This is a genomic window from Rhodanobacter thiooxydans (assembly GCF_030291135.1).
Taxonomy (GTDB): Bacteria; Pseudomonadota; Gammaproteobacteria; order Xanthomonadales; family Rhodanobacteraceae; genus Rhodanobacter; species Rhodanobacter thiooxydans_A.
This window is the reverse complement of record NZ_CP127409.1, coordinates 1,381,834-1,400,383: the sequence shown is the minus strand read 5'-3', so window position 1 is coordinate 1,400,383 and position 18,550 is coordinate 1,381,834. Positions and strand designations below refer to the sequence as shown.

At 67.4% G+C, this 18,550-nt stretch carries 18 protein-coding genes and 1 pseudogene; 9 read left to right on the top strand and 10 right to left on the bottom strand.

Annotation, left to right across the window (positions count from 1 at the left end):
* Positions 1-6: 6 nt before the first annotated feature.
* The 3 genes from QQA13_RS06225 (at position 7) to QQA13_RS06215 (ending at position 2,815) form a co-directional block, all read left to right on the top strand.
* On the top strand, positions 7-612 hold the full coding sequence (locus tag QQA13_RS06225) for an RnfABCDGE type electron transport complex subunit B (RefSeq protein WP_108471638.1): 606 nt from the start codon (positions 7-9) through the stop codon (positions 610-612).
* Positions 609-1,247, top strand: a complete 639-nt coding sequence (gene nth, locus QQA13_RS06220) for an endonuclease III (RefSeq protein ID WP_108471465.1) — start codon at positions 609-611, stop codon at positions 1,245-1,247. Before QQA13_RS06225 ends, nth begins: the two co-directional genes overlap by 4 nt.
* Positions 1,248-1,486: 239 nt before the next feature.
* Positions 1,487-2,815, top strand: a complete 1,329-nt coding sequence (locus QQA13_RS06215) for a carbohydrate porin (RefSeq protein WP_108471466.1) — start codon at positions 1,487-1,489, stop codon at positions 2,813-2,815.
* Positions 2,816-2,827: 12 nt separating this feature from the next.
* On the opposite strand, the gene QQA13_RS06210 is transcribed toward QQA13_RS06215, so the two are convergent.
* Positions 2,828-3,436, bottom strand: a complete 609-nt coding sequence (locus QQA13_RS06210; RefSeq protein WP_108471467.1) for a class I SAM-dependent DNA methyltransferase — start codon at positions 3,434-3,436, stop codon at positions 2,828-2,830.
* A 164-nt stretch (positions 3,437-3,600) separates the two neighbouring features.
* On the opposite strand from QQA13_RS06210, the gene QQA13_RS06205 reads away from it, so the two are divergent.
* Positions 3,601-5,208: a DUF1800 domain-containing protein gene (locus QQA13_RS06205; RefSeq protein WP_108471468.1), complete on the top strand. Its 1,608-nt coding sequence runs from the start codon at positions 3,601-3,603 to the stop codon at positions 5,206-5,208.
* A 52-nt stretch (positions 5,209-5,260) separates the two neighbouring features.
* Positions 5,261-6,457 (top strand): DUF1501 domain-containing protein, encoded by a 1,197-nt coding sequence (locus QQA13_RS06200; protein WP_108471469.1) that lies wholly within the window; start codon positions 5,261-5,263, stop codon positions 6,455-6,457.
* Positions 6,458-6,469: 12 nt separating this feature from the next.
* Here the strand turns inward: QQA13_RS06200 and QQA13_RS06195 are convergent, their stop codons facing one another.
* Positions 6,470-7,387, bottom strand: coding sequence for a sensor domain-containing protein (locus QQA13_RS06195; protein WP_108471470.1), 918 nt, complete (start codon positions 7,385-7,387; stop codon positions 6,470-6,472).
* Positions 7,384-7,749 (bottom strand): PadR family transcriptional regulator, encoded by a 366-nt coding sequence (locus QQA13_RS06190; protein WP_108471471.1) that lies wholly within the window; start codon positions 7,747-7,749, stop codon positions 7,384-7,386. Before QQA13_RS06190 ends, QQA13_RS06195 begins: the two co-directional genes overlap by 4 nt.
* 148 nt (positions 7,750-7,897) lie before the next feature.
* On the opposite strand from QQA13_RS06190, the gene QQA13_RS06185 reads away from it, so the two are divergent.
* The 3 genes from QQA13_RS06185 (at position 7,898) to QQA13_RS06175 (ending at position 11,809) form a co-directional block, all read left to right on the top strand.
* Complete coding sequence (locus tag QQA13_RS06185; protein ID WP_108471472.1) at positions 7,898-8,836, top strand: peptidylprolyl isomerase; 939 nt, start codon at positions 7,898-7,900, stop codon at positions 8,834-8,836.
* A gap of 78 nt (positions 8,837-8,914) precedes the next feature.
* Positions 8,915-9,508: a class I SAM-dependent methyltransferase gene (locus QQA13_RS06180; protein WP_108471473.1), complete on the top strand. Its 594-nt coding sequence runs from the start codon at positions 8,915-8,917 to the stop codon at positions 9,506-9,508.
* Between the two features lie 153 nt (positions 9,509-9,661).
* Positions 9,662-11,809, top strand: coding sequence for an AsmA family protein (locus QQA13_RS06175; protein WP_108471474.1), 2,148 nt, complete (start codon positions 9,662-9,664; stop codon positions 11,807-11,809).
* Between the two features lie 36 nt (positions 11,810-11,845).
* Here QQA13_RS06175 and QQA13_RS06170 read toward each other — a convergent pair whose 3' ends face one another.
* On the bottom strand, positions 11,846-12,637 hold the full coding sequence (locus tag QQA13_RS06170) for a DUF4349 domain-containing protein (RefSeq protein WP_234411314.1): 792 nt from the start codon (positions 12,635-12,637) through the stop codon (positions 11,846-11,848).
* A 163-nt stretch (positions 12,638-12,800) separates the two neighbouring features.
* Here QQA13_RS06170 and QQA13_RS06165 point away from each other — a divergent pair, with 163 nt between their 5' ends.
* Positions 12,801-13,730, top strand: coding sequence for a DMT family transporter (locus QQA13_RS06165; protein ID WP_108471476.1), 930 nt, complete (start codon positions 12,801-12,803; stop codon positions 13,728-13,730).
* A gap of 124 nt (positions 13,731-13,854) precedes the next feature.
* Here the strand turns inward: QQA13_RS06165 and QQA13_RS06160 are convergent, their stop codons facing one another.
* The 6 genes and pseudogenes from QQA13_RS06160 to QQA13_RS06135 all read right to left on the bottom strand — a co-directional run bounded on the left by QQA13_RS06160 (position 13,855) and on the right by QQA13_RS06135 (position 18,469).
* Entirely contained in the window at positions 13,855-14,070 is a 216-nt protein-coding gene (locus QQA13_RS06160; RefSeq protein WP_108471477.1) for a GDCCVxC domain-containing (seleno)protein, read from the bottom strand.
* A 33-nt stretch (positions 14,071-14,103) separates the two neighbouring features.
* On the bottom strand, positions 14,104-14,556 hold the full coding sequence (locus tag QQA13_RS06155; RefSeq protein ID WP_108471478.1) for a DUF411 domain-containing protein: 453 nt from the start codon (positions 14,554-14,556) through the stop codon (positions 14,104-14,106).
* 85 nt (positions 14,557-14,641) lie between these two features.
* Positions 14,642-15,205 (bottom strand): annotated as a pseudogene (locus QQA13_RS06150) (c-type cytochrome); the annotation flags it as partial.
* Between the two features lie 9 nt (positions 15,206-15,214).
* On the bottom strand, positions 15,215-16,237 hold the full coding sequence (locus QQA13_RS06145; RefSeq protein WP_108471480.1) for a copper resistance protein B: 1,023 nt from the start codon (positions 16,235-16,237) through the stop codon (positions 15,215-15,217).
* Positions 16,234-18,000: a copper resistance system multicopper oxidase gene (locus tag QQA13_RS06140; RefSeq protein ID WP_108471481.1), complete on the bottom strand. Its 1,767-nt coding sequence runs from the start codon at positions 17,998-18,000 to the stop codon at positions 16,234-16,236. Before QQA13_RS06140 ends, QQA13_RS06145 begins: the two co-directional genes overlap by 4 nt.
* A 103-nt stretch (positions 18,001-18,103) precedes the next feature.
* Positions 18,104-18,469 carry a hypothetical protein gene (locus QQA13_RS06135; protein WP_234411315.1) on the bottom strand — a complete coding sequence of 122 codons (366 nt, stop codon included), beginning with the start codon at positions 18,467-18,469 and terminating at the stop codon, positions 18,104-18,106.
* Positions 18,470-18,550 lie beyond the last annotated feature (81 nt).

Below are 18,550 nucleotides of genomic sequence, written 5' to 3'. Positions count from 1 at the left end.
CCGACGATGAGCCTGGCCGATCGCATCGACGCCCTGCTGCCGCAGACGCAATGCGAGCAATGCGGCTACCACGGTTGCCGGCCGTATGCGGAGGCGATCTCGCACGGCGAGGCAGAAATCAACCGTTGCCCCCCGGGCGGCGCGGCAGGCATCGAAAAGCTCGCCGCGCTGCTGCAGCGACCGGTGCTGCAGCTGGATCCCGCACACGGCGTCGAGAAGCCACGCATGCAGGCGCGCATCGTCGAAGCCGACTGCATCGGTTGCACCAAGTGCATCCAGGCCTGCCCGGTCGATGCCATCGTGGGCGCCTCGAAGCTGATGCATACGGTGCTCGCCGACGACTGCACCGGCTGCGAGCTGTGTGTGGCAGCCTGCCCGGTCGACTGCATCGTGCTGGAGCCGATGCCGCCCGCGCAGATCGACACGGCGCACGCCGACGCGGCACGCATGCACTTCCAGCGCCGCGAAGCACGCCTGCAATGCCAGCGCGACGAACGCGAGGCTGAGCTGGCCGCGCGCAAGGCCGCGGTGGATACCGCCGCCGGCCCGGTCAATCCGGTACTGGCCGCCCTGGCCCGCGCCCGGGCGAAACAGCAGGAGCCGAAACCGTGAAGCGTACCGACGTGATCGAACTGTTCTCGCGCCTGCGCGAACTCGACCCGCACCCCACCACCGAGCTGGCCTACAACACGCCGTTCGAGCTGCTGGTTGCCGTGGTGTTGTCGGCACAGGCCACCGACGTGGGCGTCAACAAGGCCACGAAGAAGCTCTATCCGGTGGCGAACACGCCGCAGGCGATCCTCGAACTCGGCGAGGACGACCTGAAAAGCTACATCAGCACGATCGGCCTGTTCAACACGAAAGCGAAGAACGTCATCGCATTGTGCCAACTGCTGATCGAGAAACACGACGGCGAGGTACCGCGCTCGCGCGAGGCACTGGAAGCGCTGCCCGGCGTGGGTCGCAAGACCGCCAACGTGATGCTCAACACCGCGTTCGGCGAACCGACCATCGCGGTCGACACGCACATCTTTCGCGTCGCCAACCGCACCGGACTCGCGCCGGGCAAGGACGTGCGCGCAGTCGAGGACAAGCTGGAGAAAGTGGTGCCGGCCGAGTTCAAGCAGGATGCCCACCACTGGCTGATCCTGCATGGCCGCTATGTGTGCAAGGCACGCAAGCCGGATTGTCCGCACTGCGTGATCCGCGATCTGTGCCGGTACAAGCACAAGACCGTCGCCGACTGACCGGAACATCCGCGCCAGCGGTTGACTTGAGCACACCGGGCCATCAGCATGCGCGCGCCTTCACCTGCACCAGAAATACACGAGACCCGATCATCATGGATCGCACCCCTGCCGGTTGCATCCGGACTGCCCCCAGGGAAACTTCGGTGCAACCCGATGCCCATACTCGCAGCTCGGCCGCGAGTGGATCGCTGCCCGGCTGACCCACTCGCTCCGTGCGGCGTACACGGAAGATCCGCATGAAGAAATTTCACCTGTTCGGCGCAGCCACCTGGCTCGCGCTGGCATCGGCGCCCACACTGGCCAGCGACGCACCGTTGTTTGTGCCGCAGTGGCTGGGCGCGCAATACACCCTGGTTGACCAGCATCAATCGACGCTGCACTCGCCATACAGCGGCCCCATGAGCCTCCGGCCACAAGGCGATACCGAGCGCTCGCATACGTTCGGTGCGTATTTCGGGGTGGCCCTGCCGGCACATCTGCAGTTCTATGTCGATGTGGAAATGTTCAAGGGCGAAGCGGTCAGCGGTGCCACCGGACTCGGCGGCGTCGCCAACGGCGATGTGGTGCATTCCGGTGGAGGCACCTTGAGCAAGACCGCGTACGTGGCGCGGCGTTACCTGCGCTGGACGTTGCCGCTGGGCGACGAACGCGAGCCGGTCACGCGTGGCCAGGGGCAATTGCCGGGGCTGGAAGCCACGCACCGCATCGAGATCAAGCTCGGCTTGATGGCGGTAAGCGATGACTTCGACAAGAACCGCTACGCCGATGCCGCGCGCACGCAATTCCTGAACTGGTCGCTGCTCAACAACACTGCATGGGATTTCGCCGCCGACACCCGCGGCTACACCGATGGGCTGATGCTGGGCTGGATCAACCCGACCTGGAGCCTGCGCTACGGCGTCTACCTGATGCCTGTCGAGGCGAATGGAACGAAGCTGGAAAGCTCGCCGCATCGTGCACGCGGCGAGCAACTGGAGCTGACCCTGCAGCCCTGGGCGAACGGTGGCGTGCTACGGCTGCTGGCGTTCCGCAACATCGCGAACATGGGTGTGTACCGCGATGCGATCGCGTATGCACTGGCCCATGGCACCGCGCCGGATATCCATGCCGACGACCGGCCTGGCCGGCGCAAGCATGGCTTTGCCATCAACGGCGAGCTGCCGCTGGCCGACGATGGCGATACCGGCGTGTTCGCCCGCGCCGGCTGGAATGACGGGCGCAACGAATCGTTCGCATTCGCCGAAGTCGATCGCACGTTGAGTGTCGGCATGCAGCTTTCCGGCGTTCATTGGAGCCGACCGCAGGATCATCTCGGCGTGGCCCTGGCGATCGATGCGCTCTCGCCGGCGCACCGCGACTACCTGGCGCTGGGCGGCCAGGGATTCACGCTTGGCGACGGCGGCCTCACGTATGGGCGTGAGCGCATTGTCGAGGTCTATTACAACGTCGCCGTGATCGATCACCTCACGCTCGCCCCCGACCTGCAGCTGATCCGCAACCCCGGCTACAACCGCGACCGCGGGCCGGCGCGCTTCGTCAGCCTGCGCGCGCATCTGGAGTTCTGAGCAGGCTGGCCCTCAGACCGGCAGCTGCGCCCGTTCCAGCGCTGCGATGTGGCGCTCCAGCCGCGGCCCGAGGTAGCAGTGCGAGCCGCACGGCAGCAAACCCACCGTGCCGAACTCGCGCAGATACCACGCCGGTGCGCGCGACACGAAGCCGTGGTGGTCGCCGGCCACGTCGTCGCGGCGGGTGAACACCTCCAGGAACGCCACGCCTTCGAGCATCTCGCCGATGCCCTGCAGCCCGGCGCGAATCTCCCCTGGTTTCAGGTAGTGCAACACGTCGGTGCACACGATCAGGTCGAAACGGGTGTCGAAGCGCAGCTGCTCCAGCTGGCCGAAGCGCGCCAGGCCGATGTTGCGGCTGCGCCCGTAGCGCGCCACCACGTACTCGCTGGCATCCAGCCCGCGATACGCGATGCCCGGCCGCAACGCGCGCAGCGGCGCGCGCCAGCTCGCTTCGCCGCAGCCCACGTCGAGCACGTTGCGGATCGGCCGGCCGAGGTAGTACTCGGCCTGCGCCACCACCATCGCCACCTTGCGCCTGAGCTCGGCTGGCGAGGCCACCGAGTGCCGCGGATCGCGGTACCACTTGTCGAAATAGTCGCGGTCGTAGGTCTTCGGCATGGCAGGCTCCGGCGGGTGTCGCATGGTAACTGCCACGACACGCAACGGCGACAAGCTGAATCACGTCCTTCCTGATGCGCTTTTCGCCACGCTGCCGGAGTCATCCAAACCGACACCACTGCGTTCGACACTACTGCCCTCATCCACCACCGGAGTACGCACGCATGCCCGCTGCCACCCCGCTTCGCCACCGCACGCTGGTTCTCGGCCTGCTGCTGACGCTCGCTCCTGCACTGGCTTGTGCCGGCGAGGGGAATCCTCCGGACCAGCTGCCAGCCGCCAGGGTCACCGCCAAAGTGGATGGCCTGCGACTGGGCGACATCGCCTGGCTGCGCCGCGACAGCTTCGGCCTCGACAGCGCCACGCTGGCGCGCTACCGCGAACTGGGCCGCACGCGCTTCCTCGACCAGCAGCTGGCCGGCGGCGACGACAGCCTGCCGCCGCAGGTTGCCGCACAGATCGACCACCTGTCCGTCATCAGCACGCCGCTGCCGCAGCAGCTGGCCGAATACCAGGAACGTGCGCAACAGTTCAGGCAGGTACCGGCCGGTCCGGCCAAGGACGCCGCCAAGAAGGCGTTCCAGCAGTACCGCCGCGACATCTACCAGCAGGCCGCGCAGGCCGAGATGCTGCACGCGATCTACGGTGGCGACCAGTTGAAGGAGCAGCTGGTGTGGTTCTGGCTCAACCACTTCAGCATCTATGCGGACAAGGGGCCGGTGCGCCTGTTCGCCGCCGACTACGAGGAAAACGTGATCCGCCCGCATGCGCTGGGCAAGTTCAGGGATCTGGTGATGGCCACGCTGCAGAGTCCGGCCATGCTGGTATTCCTCGACAACGTGCACAACGTCCAGGGCAAGACCAACGAGAACTATGCACGCGAGTTGATGGAACTGCACACGCTGGGCGTGAACGCCGGCTACTCCCAGCAGGATGTGCAGCAGCTGATGCGCATCCTCACCGGTGTCGGCCTGATGCCGGCGAAGCCGGCCGCACGTCGCCGCCTGTTCGCCCGGTCGCGTCCCGGCCTGGTGCGCGACGGACTGTTCGTGTTCAACCCGAACCAGCACGACTTCGGCGACAAGAACTTCCTCGGCCAGACCATCAGGGGCCGTGGTTATGCAGAGGTCGCCCAGGCGGTGGACCTGATCGTGCGCCAGCCCGCCTGTGCCCACTTCATCTCGCGGCAACTTGCCGAATACTTCATTGCCGACCAGCCGCCGGCTGCGCTGGTCGATGCGATGGCAAAGACCTTCCAGCGCACCGATGGCGACATCGCGGCCGTGGTGCGCACGATGCTGCTGTCACCGGAGGCCGCTGCCACCGACGGGCACAAGTTCAAGGATCCGATGCGTTTCCTGGTCTCGTCGATGCGGCTCGTCTACGATGGCCAGCCGATCCCGAACGCCGCGCCGCTGGTGAACTGGCTGCGGCAGATGGGCGAACCGCTGTACGGCCGCATCACACCCGACGGCTGGCCGCTGGATTCAGCCAGCTGGACCGGCTCGGGCCAGATGAGCAAGCGCTTCGATTTCGCCGGCGTGATCGGCAGCGGACGCAATCGGCTGTTCGCCGACAATGACGATCCTGCACAGCCAGGCAATCCTTCGAACCTGCCGCGGGAGGCCCCTGCGTTGCAAGACTCGGCGCTGTACCGCGACGCGGTCGCGCCAGGACTCTCCATCGCCACCGGCCATGCGCTGAGCCAGGCCAGGTCGCCGACGGAATGGAACACGTTCCTGCTGTCGTCGCCCGACTTCAACTACCGCTGATGTCCTCTTCCGTGTGCATGTGCTTACTTGCCGACCACCACCGGGGTGCTCCATGAACCGTCGCGAATTCCTGCTCGCTGCCGGCGCCTTCGCCGCCGCTTCCACCTTGCCGTTCTCCGGCCGGCTGTTTGCCGCACCGGCGAATACGCCGCGCTTCCTGCTGGTCTTCCTGCGCGGCGGCTACGACTGCAACAACCTGCTGGTGCCCTGCAGCAGCGACTTCTACTACGCATCGCGCCCCACCCTCGCCATCGCCAGGCCCGATCCCGGCAACCCCGACAGCGCCATCGCGCTGGATGCGGACTGGGGCCTCAACCCGGTGGTGCGCGAAACGCTGTATCCGCTGTGGCAGAAAAAGCAGCTGGCGTTCGTCCCGTTCGCCGGCACCAGCGACCTCAGCCGCAGCCACTTCGAAACGCAGGATCACATCGAGCGCGGCGAACCCGAGTCCATGGGCAACTATCGTTCCGGCTTCCTCGCGCGGCTGTCCGGCCTGCTCAGCGGAACCTCGGCGATCGCGTTCACCAACAACTTGCCGCTGAGCTTCCAGGGCGCGCAACGCGACATCCCCAACATCTCGCTGAAGGCCGATCCCAAGGCGCATTTCGACAAACGACAGGCGGCCATCCTGTCCGGCATGTACAAGGACACGCCGCTGGCCGCGGCCACCACCGATGGCCTGGCCCTGCCGAATACCGTGTCGGCGGACCTGCGCAACGAGATGGTGCAGGCCGGCCGTGGTGCGCCCGGCGCCCGCAACTTCGCCGCCGAGACGCGGCGTATCGCCACCCTGATGCGCGAGCAGTACCGGCTCGGCTTCGTCGACGTGGGCGGCTGGGATACCCATGTCAACCAGGGCAGCGTCAGCGGCGGCCTCGCCAACAACTTGCGCAACCTCGGCGAAGGCCTGGCCGCCTATGCCGAGGCACTGGGCGACGCCTGGAACGACACCACCGTGGTGGTGCTCTCCGAGTTCGGCCGCACCTTCCGCGAGAATGGCGACAAGGGCACCGATCATGGCCACGGCACCGTGCACTGGGTGCTCGGCGGCAAGGTCAACGGCGGACGCCTCGCCGGCGAGCAGATCGCCGTCAACCAGCAGAACCTGCTGCAGAACCGCGATTATCAGGTGCTCAACGACTACCGCGACGTGCTGGGCGGTTTGTTCGGGCGCATCTGGGGGTTGACCGGCAGCGAGTTGCAGGCGGTATTCCCGCAGGCACAACCACGGGACCTGCAACTGGTGTGATCGAATAGCCCGTCAATTCGCCGCGCGCGGCACCAGCATGTGCTTGGCGACAAGCCCGTGCAGCCGGCCCAGGCCACGCGCCAGGTGCAGGGTGGCGAACAGCAGCACGATGCCGATCACGCACATCGCGATCGCGTCACCCCAGCCCGGCACATGCGCACCAAGACCCCAGTCCACGGTGACCTGGCGCGGCCAGGACACCCAGCTGTCGTCGCGGAACAGCATCGCCAGCGGCGCGCCGATGAAGGCCACTGACACGCTGAGCAAGGTCACGGCGAGTGTGAAGTACACGATGCCCAGCGGCAGCATCAGCCACATGTAGCAAAGCGTCGTCCAGGTGTGCACGTCGGTGAACATGCTGCCGATGCGCTGCAGCAGGGTCATGCCGGTGGTCGGGTACACCGGCCGCCGTGGCATGCGCATGCCCAGCATCGCCTCCACGATGCGCCCTTCCACCAGCGACAGCACGCGCACGCTGCCGAAGAACAGCACGATGAACGGCAGGCCGATGATCAGCACCGACAACCCCAGCGACAGCGACAGCCCGGTCACTGCCCAGGTGAAGTAGAAGATGCCCGTGGCCAGCGACAGCAGCATGTAGAACAGCGCGCCGTAGGTGCGCGGATCGGCGGCGACGCCGAAGAAACGCCCGGCCAGCGAACGGCGCTTCGGCGGCGGCGGCGGACGCAGCGCGCGCTGGATCCTGATCTCCTGGTCGCGATAGATCTCGGCCACTTCGTCCGGCGCGCCGTAGCTGCCGGCGACGTGTTCCAGCATCTGTGCCTCGCTGCGCCCGGGCTGCTCGGCCAGTTCGGCGCGCAGGTGTTCCTCGGCGTCGTACAGCGCGTCCTGGATCAGGGCCGGATCGGCACCGCGCAGCGCGGCACGCAGTTGCTCAAGGTATTCGACGATGGTACGTGGCGCGTTCATGACACCCCTCCTTGCAAGACGTTATCGACGGAATCGCGGGTGGCGTTCCACGCGGCGACCCATTCGCGCAATACCTCGCGCCCCGGTTTGGTAATGCGGTAATAGCGGCGCGGCGGCCCGCTGACGGACGGCTCCACTTCGCTGGCGAGCAGGCCGGCCGCCTCCAGGTTGCGCAGCACGGGATACAGCGCGCTCTGCTTGCCGGCCAGCACGCCCTCACCCGTTTCTTCCAGCCGCTTGGCGATCTGGTAGCCGTACATCGGCTGGCGCGACTGCCCCAGCACTGCCAGCAGCACCAGAGACACGGTGCCGCTGGAAAGCTCCTTCTGGAACTTCTTCAACTGGCTGACGCTGTCGTCCATCCAGGCTCACCCGCACTGCTTCTTAGGTTGGAGTAAACCATAGTGCGAACTTGACACTAGTGCATGGGCCTGAAGTCATGCGTGGCGTGATCAGCGGCAGCACTCTGCTAAGTTGCAACCGTTGCCCATCCACTGCCCAGGGAATGCCATGCTTCGCCGCCATCTCATCGTTGCACTCGCGCTGACCAGCAGCCTGCTGGCACTGTCCGCCCTCGCCGCCGAGCAGGACAAGCCCACGCCGACCGCGAAGGAAATCCTGGCCAGGTCCACGCCGGCCGAGTGGCGCACGCCGGACCCGCAGAACCTGTTGTTCATGCAACTGCCGACCGGGCGCGTGGTGATCGAGCTGGCGCCGGATTTCACCCCGCTGCACGCGGCGAACATCCGCACCCTGGTGCGCCAGCACTACTTCGACGGGCTGGCGATCATCCGGGTGCAGGACAACTTCGTCACCCAGTGGGGTGATCCCAACGACGACGACAACGGCGACAAGAGCAAGCTCCGTTCGCTGGGCAAGGCCAGCAAGACACTACCGCCGGAGTTCACCCGCGCGCTCGACGCGAAGCTGCCGTGGACGCCGCTGCCGGACGGCGACGTCTACGCGCCGGAGGTCGGTTTCAGCGAAGGCTTCCCGGTGGCGCGCGATCCGGCCAGCGGGCAGCAATGGTTGGCGCACTGCTACGGTATGGTCGGTGTGGCGCGCGACGTGGCGCCGGAGACCGGCAGCGGTAGTTCGCTGTACGCGGTGATCGGCCAGGCGCCGCGCCGGCTGGACCGCAACCTCGCCGTGGCCGGGCGCGTGCTGGAAGGCATGCCGCTGCTGTCCGGCCTGCCGCGCGGCCCGGAGCCGATGGGCTTCTACACGAAGCCGGCACAGCGCATCACCATCGAATCGATACGCCTGGCCGCCGACCTCCCGCCGAAGGATCGCCTGGCGATTGAGGTGCTGCGCACCGACAGCGCCAGCTTCGCGGCGCTGGTCGAGGCGAAACGCAACGGGCGCAACGCGTTCTATGCCCGGCCGGCCGGCAAGGTCGACCTGTGCAGCATCGACGTGCCGGTACGCGAGGCGAAGCCGGCGCACTGAAGCCGCCACGCCACGACGAACATTTTGTTCACCCGCGTCGGTTACCTTGCCTTTCTTGCCGATGCTGGAAACCGCGACATGCCGTTGAACGACACCCTGGCCTTCTTGCGTGCCTGGCTGCGCGACCCGCGCGGCATCGGCGCGGTGACGCCATCCGGCGCGGCGCTGGCGCGGCTGATGACCAGCCAGGTCGGCGCGCTGGATGGCCCGGTGATCGAACTCGGCCCCGGCACCGGCGCACTGACCCGCGCCCTGCTGGCGCGTGGCGTGCCGCTGCACCGGCTGGCGCTGGTCGAGGCCGATCCGCACTTCGCCGACGCGCTGAGCCGGCGCTACCCGCAGGCGACCATCCTGCGCATGGACGCCGCCCGGCTCGGCGATACCGAGTCGCTGTTCGGCGACGAACGCGCCTGTGCCGTGGTCAGCGGCCTGCCGCTGCTGTCGATGCCGCCGGCCCAGGTCGCCGCGATCGTGGAAGGTGCGTTCGCGCGTCAGCTGCGCAGCGGTGGCATGTTCTACCAGTTCACCTACGGCCCGCGTTGTCCGCTATCGCCGGCCCTGCTCGCACGGCTGAACCTGCAGGCCCGCCGCGTCGGCAGCGCACTGCTCAACCTGCCGCCGGCGGCGGTCTACTGCATCAGCCGGCGGGCCGAGAACCAGGTCGCGGCCTGATCCACCGCAGGCTTCGCCCGGCGAGCGCGCGTGAACGGGGTCTGAAAGCAGTCGGCGATCACCACATAACCTTTGCATCTCTGCGGCTATCACTGGGCGCGATGACTCGATCCGTCCATACGACGTGCGGGTCAACCGCCGCAGGAGTGACGGATGCAACGCAGCCGAAAAGTACTCAGCTGGATCGCCGGCACGCTGCTGGTGCTGGTCGCGGTGCTGCTGATCGCCGTCGCCACGTTCGACTGGAATCGCATGAAGCCGTTCATCGCCGACAAGGTCAGCCAGGCGATCGGCCGGCCGTTCGCGATCAACGGCGAACTGAGCGTCGACTGGCAGCGCGACCGCAACGGCCGCTGGCCCGGCTCATGGCTGCCGTGGCCCGAGTTCACCGCGCGCGACATCAGCATCGCCAACCCGGACTGGGCAGCACAGCCGCGGTTCGCCCACCTCGACGCGCTGCGCTTCCGGTTGTCGCTGCTGCCGCTGCTGGCGCACCGCATCGAGGTGCCCACGCTGCAGCTGGTGCATCCCACGGCCGACCTCGAGCGCGACAAGTCGGGGCGTGCCAGCTGGGATTTCGTGCTGCCGAAAAACACGGCGCCTTCCGCCTGGAAGCTGCAGCTGGGCACGATCGGTTTCGACCAGGGGCTGCTCACGCTCGATGACGCGGCCAGCCACGTGAAGCTCAAGCTGGTGGTGGAGCCGCTGCAGGCGGCGATTCCGTACGACCAGATCGTGGCCCAACAATCCAGCGCCGCGCGCGAGGAAGCCGGCAAGACGCTGGGTGCTGCGGCAAAGGAAACTTTGGAAAGCGGTGATGCCGGTCCGGGTCCGGACAAGGCGAAATCATCCATCGCCTATCAGTTCGGCTGGACCGCCGAAGGCAGCTACCAGGGCAGTCCGCTCAAGGGCAAGGGCCGCACCGGCGCGGTGCTGGCATTGCAGGACACGACCGCGCCATTCCCGCTGCAGGCCGACGTGCGCATCGGCGACAGCCGCATCGCCCTGGTCGGCACGCTGACCGATCCGCTGCACCTGGGTGCGCTGGACGTGCGCCTGTGGCTGTCCGGCTCCAGCATGGCCAAGCTGTACCCGATCACCGGCATCACCCTGCCCGACACCCCGCCGTACGCGACCGAAGGCCACCTGAAGGCCGAACTGCACCGCCGCGGCAGTCGTTACAGCTACCAGGACTTCCGCGGCCGCGTCGGCGGCAGCGACCTGGCCGGCAACCTGCTGTTCGTCACCGGCGGTGCGCGGCCGAAGCTGAGCGGCGATCTGCACTCGAAGCTGCTGCAATCCGCCGACCTGGCCCCGCTGATCGGCGCCGATTCCAACGCCGAGAAAAAGCAACGCGGCGACACCACGCCGCAACCGGCCGACAAGCTGCTGCCGGTGGAACCGTTCCGCACCGACCGCTGGCAGACGATGGACGCGGACGTGACTTTCGCCGGTGCGCACATCGTGCGCGGCGCGGCGCTGCCGATCGACTCGCTCAGCACCCACCTGGTCATGAACAACGGCGCGCTGTACCTCGACCCGTTGAGCTTCAGCCTCGCCGGCGGCACCGTGCACAGCAACCTCACCCTCGACGGCAGCCGCACGCCGATGCGCGGCGTGCTGAAACTCGATGCGCGCCACCTCAAGCTCAAGCAGCTGTTCCCGACCTTCGAACCGATGCGCACCAGCTTCGGCGAGATCAACGGCGACGCCACGCTTGATGCGCAGGGCAACTCGGTCGCCGCCCTGCTCGGCAGCGCGAACGGCGAGCTGAAGCTGCTGATGAACGACGGCGCGATCAGCAAGACCCTGCTGGAAACCGCCGGCCTCAACGTGGCCAACATCGTCATCGGCAAGCTGTTCGGTGACCGCACGGTGCCGATCAACTGCGCCGCCACCGACATGAGCGCGACCAACGGCCTGTTCGACATGCGCCTGTTCGTGTTCGACACCGGCGACGCGGTGGTCAACGTGACCGGCACGGTGAACTTCGCCGACGAGAAACTCGACCTCGACGTGAAGCCGCACACCAAGGGGTTCCGCGTGTTCTCGCTGCGCTCGCCGCTGTACGTCCGCGGTACGCTGAAGAATCCGGACGTCGGCGTGCATGCCGGCCCGCTGCTGGCGCGTGGCGCCGGCGCCGTCGCACTGGGCGTGGTCGCCGCCCCGGCCGCGGCCCTGCTCGCCCTGGTTGCGCCCAGCCACGACGATGAGAGGGACAACACCTGCCGCGTTGTGCTGCAGCAGTTGCGCAGCTCCGGCACCGTGCTGCCGGCGGGCAAGCCGGCAGCGAGGAAGTAAGTGCTCGTACCCGACGCAGCGGTCGGCAGCGTCTCGTCAGCGCTCCTGCATTCGTCCGCGACGGGTGAACCGGCGCCACAGCCAGAGCCACAGCAGCGCCAGCGGAAAGGCCAGGATCAGGAACGGCAGGCCGTAGCCCAGCAACCCCAGGGCATCGGTCACGCCCTCGGTGGTTTCGTCGAGCAGGCCGGAAAAACCGTCACCGATACGCCCGCTGCGCGAGTACGCGCGGGTGTCGCCGAAATGCAGTTCGAGCCGGTTGGTATCCAGTCGACGCTGCTGGTTGGCGGCCACCGCCTGCAGCGAGTGCAGCTGGCTCTCCACCGAAGCCTGCTCGTGACTGAGCGCGATCAGGTCGGCAACAGCAATGTCCTTGCGCGCAGCCAGTTCCACCAGGTGTTGTGCGTGCTTCTCGAGCAGTTCGCGCTGACGCTGGTTGTCGTTGACGGCATCGGCGAGATCCTCCGCCGTGGTCTGCCGGAACCCGACCGTGCCGCCTTGCGCAGCCAGCTTCGCCATCGGCTCCACGCCTTCCGGAACGATCCGCACGGCGAGTTCGGCGTCGTGTTCGGCCTGCTCGATGCGCAATACGTTGCAGGCACCAAAACGGGCCGTCTCGCAGGCCTGCCGGGCCGCCGCCAGGCGGCCGGCGATCTCGGCCCCGGGCAGCCTGATCCGCAGCACGTGCTCATAGGCCAGCATCGCACCGGCCTTCGACCGTTCCCCGCTGATCGGGACCGGCAAGACCTCCTGCTTCTTCGAGCACCCGGCGAGAACCTGCAGCAACCCCAGCAACAACAGCGCCATCAAGGCAGAACGGTTTGACATGCGATTCCCCCGACGCAAGGCAAGTCAGGGCAATCTGCCACAGCCACCGGCAAACTCAAACCACGGCGCAGCGACAGGCCTGGCCATTGCACGTGCCTTGCGAGAATCAGCCTGCCCTGGTGCCGGCGCTAGAATGTCGTGCCTCCCTTCCCTGCGAATACCCATGCAACCCGTCAACCAGGCCCGCCTGCAGATCCACTTCTGCGTGTTGCTGTGGGGCTTCACCGCGATTCTCGGCAAGTTGATCACGCTGCCGGCGCTGCCCTTGGTGTGGTGGCGCATGTTGCTGGTGGTGGCGGCGCTGCTGCTGATGCCGCGGGTCTGGCGCGGCTTGCGCGCGATGCCGGCGCGGCTGATCTGGGCGTATGCCGGCATCGGCGTGCTGGTGTCGCTGCACTGGCTCACTTTCTATGCCGCGATCAAGCTGTCCAACGCCTCGGTCGGCGCCACCTGCATCGCGCTGGGGCCGGTGTTCCTGGCTTTCATCGAGCCGTGGATCGCGAAACGCCGGTTCGATCCGCGCGAGCTGCTGATCGGCGTGGCGGTGGTGCCGGGCGTGGTGATGGTGGTGGGCGGCGTGCCGCACGACATGCGTCTGGGCATCGCGGTGGGCGTGCTGTCGGCGCTGTTCGTGGCGTTTTTCGGCTCGCTCAACAAGCGCCTGGTCGAGCACGGCGATCCGCTCACGGTGACCTTCATCGAGCTGGGCACCGGCACCGTCTTCCTCACCCTGCTTGCGCCGTTCATTCCGCACGCCGGCCCCGCATTCATGCTGCCTGGCGCACACGACGCGCTGCTGCTGCTGGCGCTGGCGTTCGGCTGCACCTTGCTGCCGTTCACGCTGGCACTGGTGGCGCTGCGCCACATGAGTGCGTTCGGCACGCAGATGGTGACCAACCTGGAGCCGGTCTACGCGATCGTGCTGGCGATCGTGCTGCTGGGCGAGCAGCATGAACTGGACCGCTGGTTCTACGCCGGCGTGGCGGTGATCCTGGCCGCGGTGTTCATGCACCCGCTGCTGAACCGGCGGGTGCGCCCACCGGAGCAGCCCGAGCTGATCGGCACCACTGAAAGCCACAGCATGGTCGACTGACCCGCCGCCGCTCCCGGCAGGCACGCCATGACCCGGCGGCAGCGGCACCGGGAAACAGCCTGCCAAACCAGGGCGCCGGATGCATCGGGATGCATCGCTGACGCCGCCCACGCCGGACCTGCGCCTATCCGCAACAGGATTTCTGCTGCTGCACGGGCGGACACGGCACGCTGCCCCAGGAGCAGAACACGCAGCAGTCACCAGGCTTCGGCCGCAGCAGTTCGCCGCAGCCGGGACAGTCGTAGAAGAACTGGCAGGCGTCGGTCGGCATGGTCTCGGTGGCCTGGTGGCCGCAATGCGGGCAGGTCAGCGTGCTGCGCAGGATGAGTTCAGTCGTCATGGGCTTCAGCGTACTGCGCGGAACCGACCAAAGTTACGCTGCGGGAGCATGGGTCGCAAAGACACGGGTCGAGCCGTCGCGGCCGATCAGCACCACGTCGTAACGTTCGGGCGCGCCCATCTCCATGCCCGGTGAACCCATCGGCATGCCGGGCGCGGCGATGCCGATGGCGTCCGGCCGCTCGGCGAGCAGGCGACGGATGTCCTCCACCGGCACGTGCCCCTCGACCACGTAGCCGTCGATCACCGCGGTGTGACAAGACACCGCACCGGGTGGCACGCCGAAGCGCGCCTTCACCGCGGCCATTGGCTGGTCCTGGTGCACGGTGACGGTGTAGCCCTGTGCGCGCATGTAGTCGACCCACGCGCCACAGCAGCCGCAGGATGGATCGCGGTAGACGTCGAACGCATTCGCGGCCAGCGCCGCCGGCGCGAACAGCGCGGCGAACAGCAGGGTAACGCCCCAGCGGGAAAACCATCGTTTCATTACCGTGCTCCTGGTATCGGTGTGAATTGTTGCCGGATCGATGCTGTTGCCACGCCCGGCGTGGTTGCCAGTGTCGTCATTGTTCATGCGCATGCTCCGCCGCATCGTGGTCGTGGCCGGACATGTCCATGTCCATGTCTTCATCCGGCGGCGCCTTTGCCACGATGTCCTTGTATTGCGCCGGTGACAGATCCGGCAGCTTCTGCAGGAACGCCACCATGCTCCAGATGGTGGCGTCGTCGTGGCTGGAGCCCCACGCCGGCATCGCGCTCATCTTGATGCCGTGCTTGATCACCCAGAACGCCTCGCGCGGATCGGGGCGGAACTTCGCCAGTTGCGGCGGTTTCGGGTACAGGCCCGAGCGCATTTCGTTTTCGGCCATGCCCGGTGCCAGGTGGCAGCCCGTACACATCGCCGAGTACTGGCCGGCGCCCTTGAGGATCAGCTGCGGGTCGTCGAGGTTCGGCACCACGATGCCCTGCGCATGATGCTCGATCGAGCGCTCGCGCAACGCCTGCATCAGCGCGTAGACGGGCTTGGTGTGGTGGGCGTCGGCGCCGATGTTGTAGACGCCGGACCAGACGAAGGCGCCGACGCCTGCGACGGCGATGACGCAGAGAATCACCAAGGTGATGATGAGTCGTTTCATGACCTCTCCTCAGAACCAGATGCGCAGGCCGGCGACCCACTGCCGGTCGAAGACTGCCTGATGATCGGCGCGGGCGAAATCGGCCGTGGCGCCGAAGCGGCGCGTCCAGACTACGCCGATGTACGGCGCGAGTTCACGCCGGATCTCGTAGCGCAGGCGCAATCCCAGCTTCGCATCGGTAAGACCGCTGCCGATGCCGCGGGCCGGATCGGACTTGCCATGCAGGTTGACCTCCAGTTCCGGCTGCAGGATCAGCCGCTGGGTGAAAAGCAGCTCGTAATCCGCACGCAGTCGTGCCGCGGTGCGTCCGGAAGGCCCGGCATAGGCGGTGGCCTGAAGCTCGAACCAGTACGGCGCCAGGCCCTGCACGCCGAACGCGGCCCAACTGCGCCGCGGGCCGGCGCCGAAGTCATGGCGCACGCCCAGTTGCGTGCTCCAGAACGCGGCGACGGCGTGATCCCACAGCACCTCGACCTCGCCATCGCCGATCCGCCCATCGCTGCGCTCGCCTTCGCTGCGCAGCCACAGCTTGTCGGTGTCGCTGCCGTACCAGCCGGCTGCTTCCCACGACTGGCCGTTGCCGTCGCGGCTGTGGAATGCTTCGAACTGATCGACCAGCAACATGCCGGCCGGTGTGCTGCCATGCAGGTGCAGCGCGTGCGCGGGACTGACGGCGATGCCGTCGGAATAATCGCCGCTGCGTGCATCCGCCGGCGCGTGGTCGCCCTGCATCGGCTCCACGCTCGTGCCCGCGTCATGCGCCTGGTGGCGGCTCGTGCCGGGCATCGACGCGTGATCCATGCCGGGCATGACGTGGGTGGATGCCACCGGCGCGGGCATCGGCGCGTCGTGGTGCACGGCGCCGTGATCCATCCCGTGCATCGAGCCGTGATCAACCGGCACGGGCGCTGTGCTGCTGGCCGGGGCCGGTGCGCTCTGCGCCGTCGCCACCAGCGGCATGGCCAGCAACAGCGCGGCCAGCCACGCCACACGACGAGGAACGATCGAGGTGTCGCGACGCTTCGTGCTCATGACACCACCACCTCGCGGAACATGCCCGCTTCCATGTGGTACAGCAGGTGGCAATGGTAGGCCCAGCGGCCCGGCGCGTCGGCGGTCACCGCGTAGCTGATGCGCTGCGCCGGCTGCACGTTGATGGTGTGCTTGCGTACCTGGAACTGGCCATCCGGATTTTCCAGCTCGCTCCACATGCCGTGCAGGTGGATCGGGTGATTCATCATGGTGTCGTTGACCAGCACGATGCGCAGGCGCTCGCCGGTGTTGAAATGGATGGGCCTGGCGTCGGGGAACTTGATGCCGTCGAACGACCACATGAAGCGCTCCATGTTGCCGGTCAGGTGCAGCTCGATCTCGCGGCTGGGCTCGCGTGCGTCGATCGGGCCGCCGACGGTGTGCAGGTCGGCATAGGTCAGCACGCGGCGGCTGTTGTCGCGCAGGCCGATGCCAGGATCGTCGAGGTTGCTGCGCGGCGTGTCGACGCGCATGTCCACGCCGGGGCCGTATTCAGTGCGGGCGTGGCGCACGGCGGGGGCAGCGGCCATGCCGGCGTGATCCATGCTGCCATGGTTCATGCTGCCGTGATCCATGCCCGGCATCGCGGCATGACCGCCGCCGTGCTCCGCGTGCGACATCGCGCCCATCATGTCGCGCATGTCCAGCCACACGCGCTTGTCCACCGGTGGCACCTCCGCCGTCATTCCTGCGCGCGGCGCCAGCGTACCGCGCGCGTAGCCGCTGCGGTCGATCGACTGGGCGAACACGGTGTACGCCCGCTCCTCCTGCGGCTCGACGATCACGTCGTAGGTTTCGGCCGCCGAGATGCGGAACTCGTCGACCGGCACCGGCTGCACGTCCTGGCCGTCGGCGGCGATCACCATCATCTTCAGGCCAGGAATGCGCACGTCGAAGATGCTGGACGAGGAGCCGTTGATGAAGCGCAGGCGGATCTTCTCGCCGGGCTTGAAGATACCAGTCCAGTTGCCCGCCGGCGTCGCGCCGTTCATCAGGTAGGTGTAGGTGTAGCCGGAGACGTCGCCCAGGTCGGTCGGGTTCATGCGCATTTCGTTCCACATCTTGCGCATCGCCAGCGCCTGGCCCAGTCCCTTTTCGCGCACGTCGCGGAAGAAATCCGGCACGGTTGGCTGGGCGAAGTTGTAGTAGTCGCTTTGCTTCTTCAGCTTGGCGTAGATGCGCGCGGGGTCCTCGTCGGTCCAGTCGTTGAGCATCACCACGTAGTCGCGGTCGGTCGGGTAGCGCTCGGGGCCGGCCGGATCGATCACCAGCGGACCGTACAGCGCGTTCTGTTCCTGGAAACCCGAGTGCGAGTGATACCAGTAAGTGCCGCTCTGGCGCAGCTGGAACCGATACAGAAAACTTTCGCCCGGTGCGATGCCGTCGAAACTGAGGCCGGGCACGCCATCCATCTGGAACGGCAGGATGATGCCGTGCCAGTGGATCGAGGTCGGCACGCGCAGGCGGTTGCTCACGCGCAGGGTCACCGTGCTGCCTTCGCGCATGCGCAGCAGCGGACCGGGCACGCCGCCGTTGACGGTGGTCGCCGGCCGCGCTGCGCCGGTGAAGTTGACGGTGCGCTCGACGATGTCCAGCGCGAAGTCGGTGCCGCTCAGCACCGTGGGCTGCCCCAGGCTGGTCAGCGCCCAAGCGTTCGCGGGCCGCAGCAGGCCGAGGCCGGCTACCGCGCCGCCCAGGGCCAGGCCCTGCACGAAACGTCGCCGCGACAGGTCGGTCGCGGGCGATGGAGGAAATGGATGCACGTGGATCTCCTTCGGGGAAGGCACCGATGGCCGGTGCCGACACGGGCCGCCGTCCACGCTCGCCGCCAGGCGGGCATGAAGGCACGGTCGCAGCGAACGAGGATCAGCCGGCTGGCGGCCGCAGCGGTGCCGCGTGCACGACACTGGGTGCGGACGCGAAGGGAGGGGAAACGTGCAGCGGTTCCGGCGCCACCGGCACCAGCGCAACCAGGGCGACCGCCGGCAGCATGCTGCCGCACGCTGCCGCGCAATGGGCCGACGCCATCGCGTCGTGCTGGCCGAGTGCATGGTCGACGCAGCAGTCGGATGGGACCGACATGGCGTGCTGGCCGTGATCGACCGCATGCACGGTGGACGACACCGGCGCGCCCTGCGGTGCGTCACCCGCCATCCCGCGCGGCATGCCGTGCACCGGTGCCAGCGCGAGGATCAGCCACGCCAACCATGCCATCGCCCGGAGGGATGGCAAGCGTGCAGCATGGCGTAGTGATTGGTCCACCGACACAGCATAGGGGCCATGCCGGCGTGCCTCAACTCTGGACGAGGCTCC

Coding starts and splice junctions, on each gene's coding strand:
- QQA13_RS06210 (WP_108471467.1), bottom strand. CDS start 3,436: ATGCCGAAGACCTACGACCGCGACTATTTCGACAAGTGGTACCGCGAT.
- QQA13_RS06190 (WP_108471471.1), bottom strand. CDS start 7,749: ATGGACGACAGCGTCAGCCAGTTGAAGAAGTTCCAGAAGGAGCTTTCC.
- QQA13_RS06160 (WP_108471477.1), bottom strand. CDS start 14,070: ATGACGACTGAACTCATCCTGCGCAGCACGCTGACCTGCCCGCATTGC.
- QQA13_RS06205 (WP_108471468.1), top strand. CDS start 3,601: ATGCCCGCTGCCACCCCGCTTCGCCACCGCACGCTGGTTCTCGGCCTG.
- QQA13_RS06195 (WP_108471470.1), bottom strand. CDS start 7,387: ATGAACGCGCCACGTACCATCGTCGAATACCTTGAGCAACTGCGTGCC.
- QQA13_RS06180 (WP_108471473.1), top strand. CDS start 8,915: ATGCCGTTGAACGACACCCTGGCCTTCTTGCGTGCCTGGCTGCGCGAC.
- QQA13_RS06155 (WP_108471478.1), bottom strand. CDS start 14,556: ATGAAACGATGGTTTTCCCGCTGGGGCGTTACCCTGCTGTTCGCCGCG.
- QQA13_RS06175 (WP_108471474.1), top strand. CDS start 9,662: ATGCAACGCAGCCGAAAAGTACTCAGCTGGATCGCCGGCACGCTGCTG.
- QQA13_RS06200 (WP_108471469.1), top strand. CDS start 5,261: ATGAACCGTCGCGAATTCCTGCTCGCTGCCGGCGCCTTCGCCGCCGCT.
- QQA13_RS06185 (WP_108471472.1), top strand. CDS start 7,898: ATGCTTCGCCGCCATCTCATCGTTGCACTCGCGCTGACCAGCAGCCTG.
- QQA13_RS06165 (WP_108471476.1), top strand. CDS start 12,801: ATGCAACCCGTCAACCAGGCCCGCCTGCAGATCCACTTCTGCGTGTTG.
- QQA13_RS06170 (WP_234411314.1), bottom strand. CDS start 12,637: ATGTCAAACCGTTCTGCCTTGATGGCGCTGTTGTTGCTGGGGTTGCTG.
- QQA13_RS06225 (WP_108471638.1), top strand. CDS start 7: ATGAGCCTGGCCGATCGCATCGACGCCCTGCTGCCGCAGACGCAATGC.
- QQA13_RS06145 (WP_108471480.1), bottom strand. CDS start 16,237: ATGAGCACGAAGCGTCGCGACACCTCGATCGTTCCTCGTCGTGTGGCG.
- QQA13_RS06215 (WP_108471466.1), top strand. CDS start 1,487: ATGAAGAAATTTCACCTGTTCGGCGCAGCCACCTGGCTCGCGCTGGCA.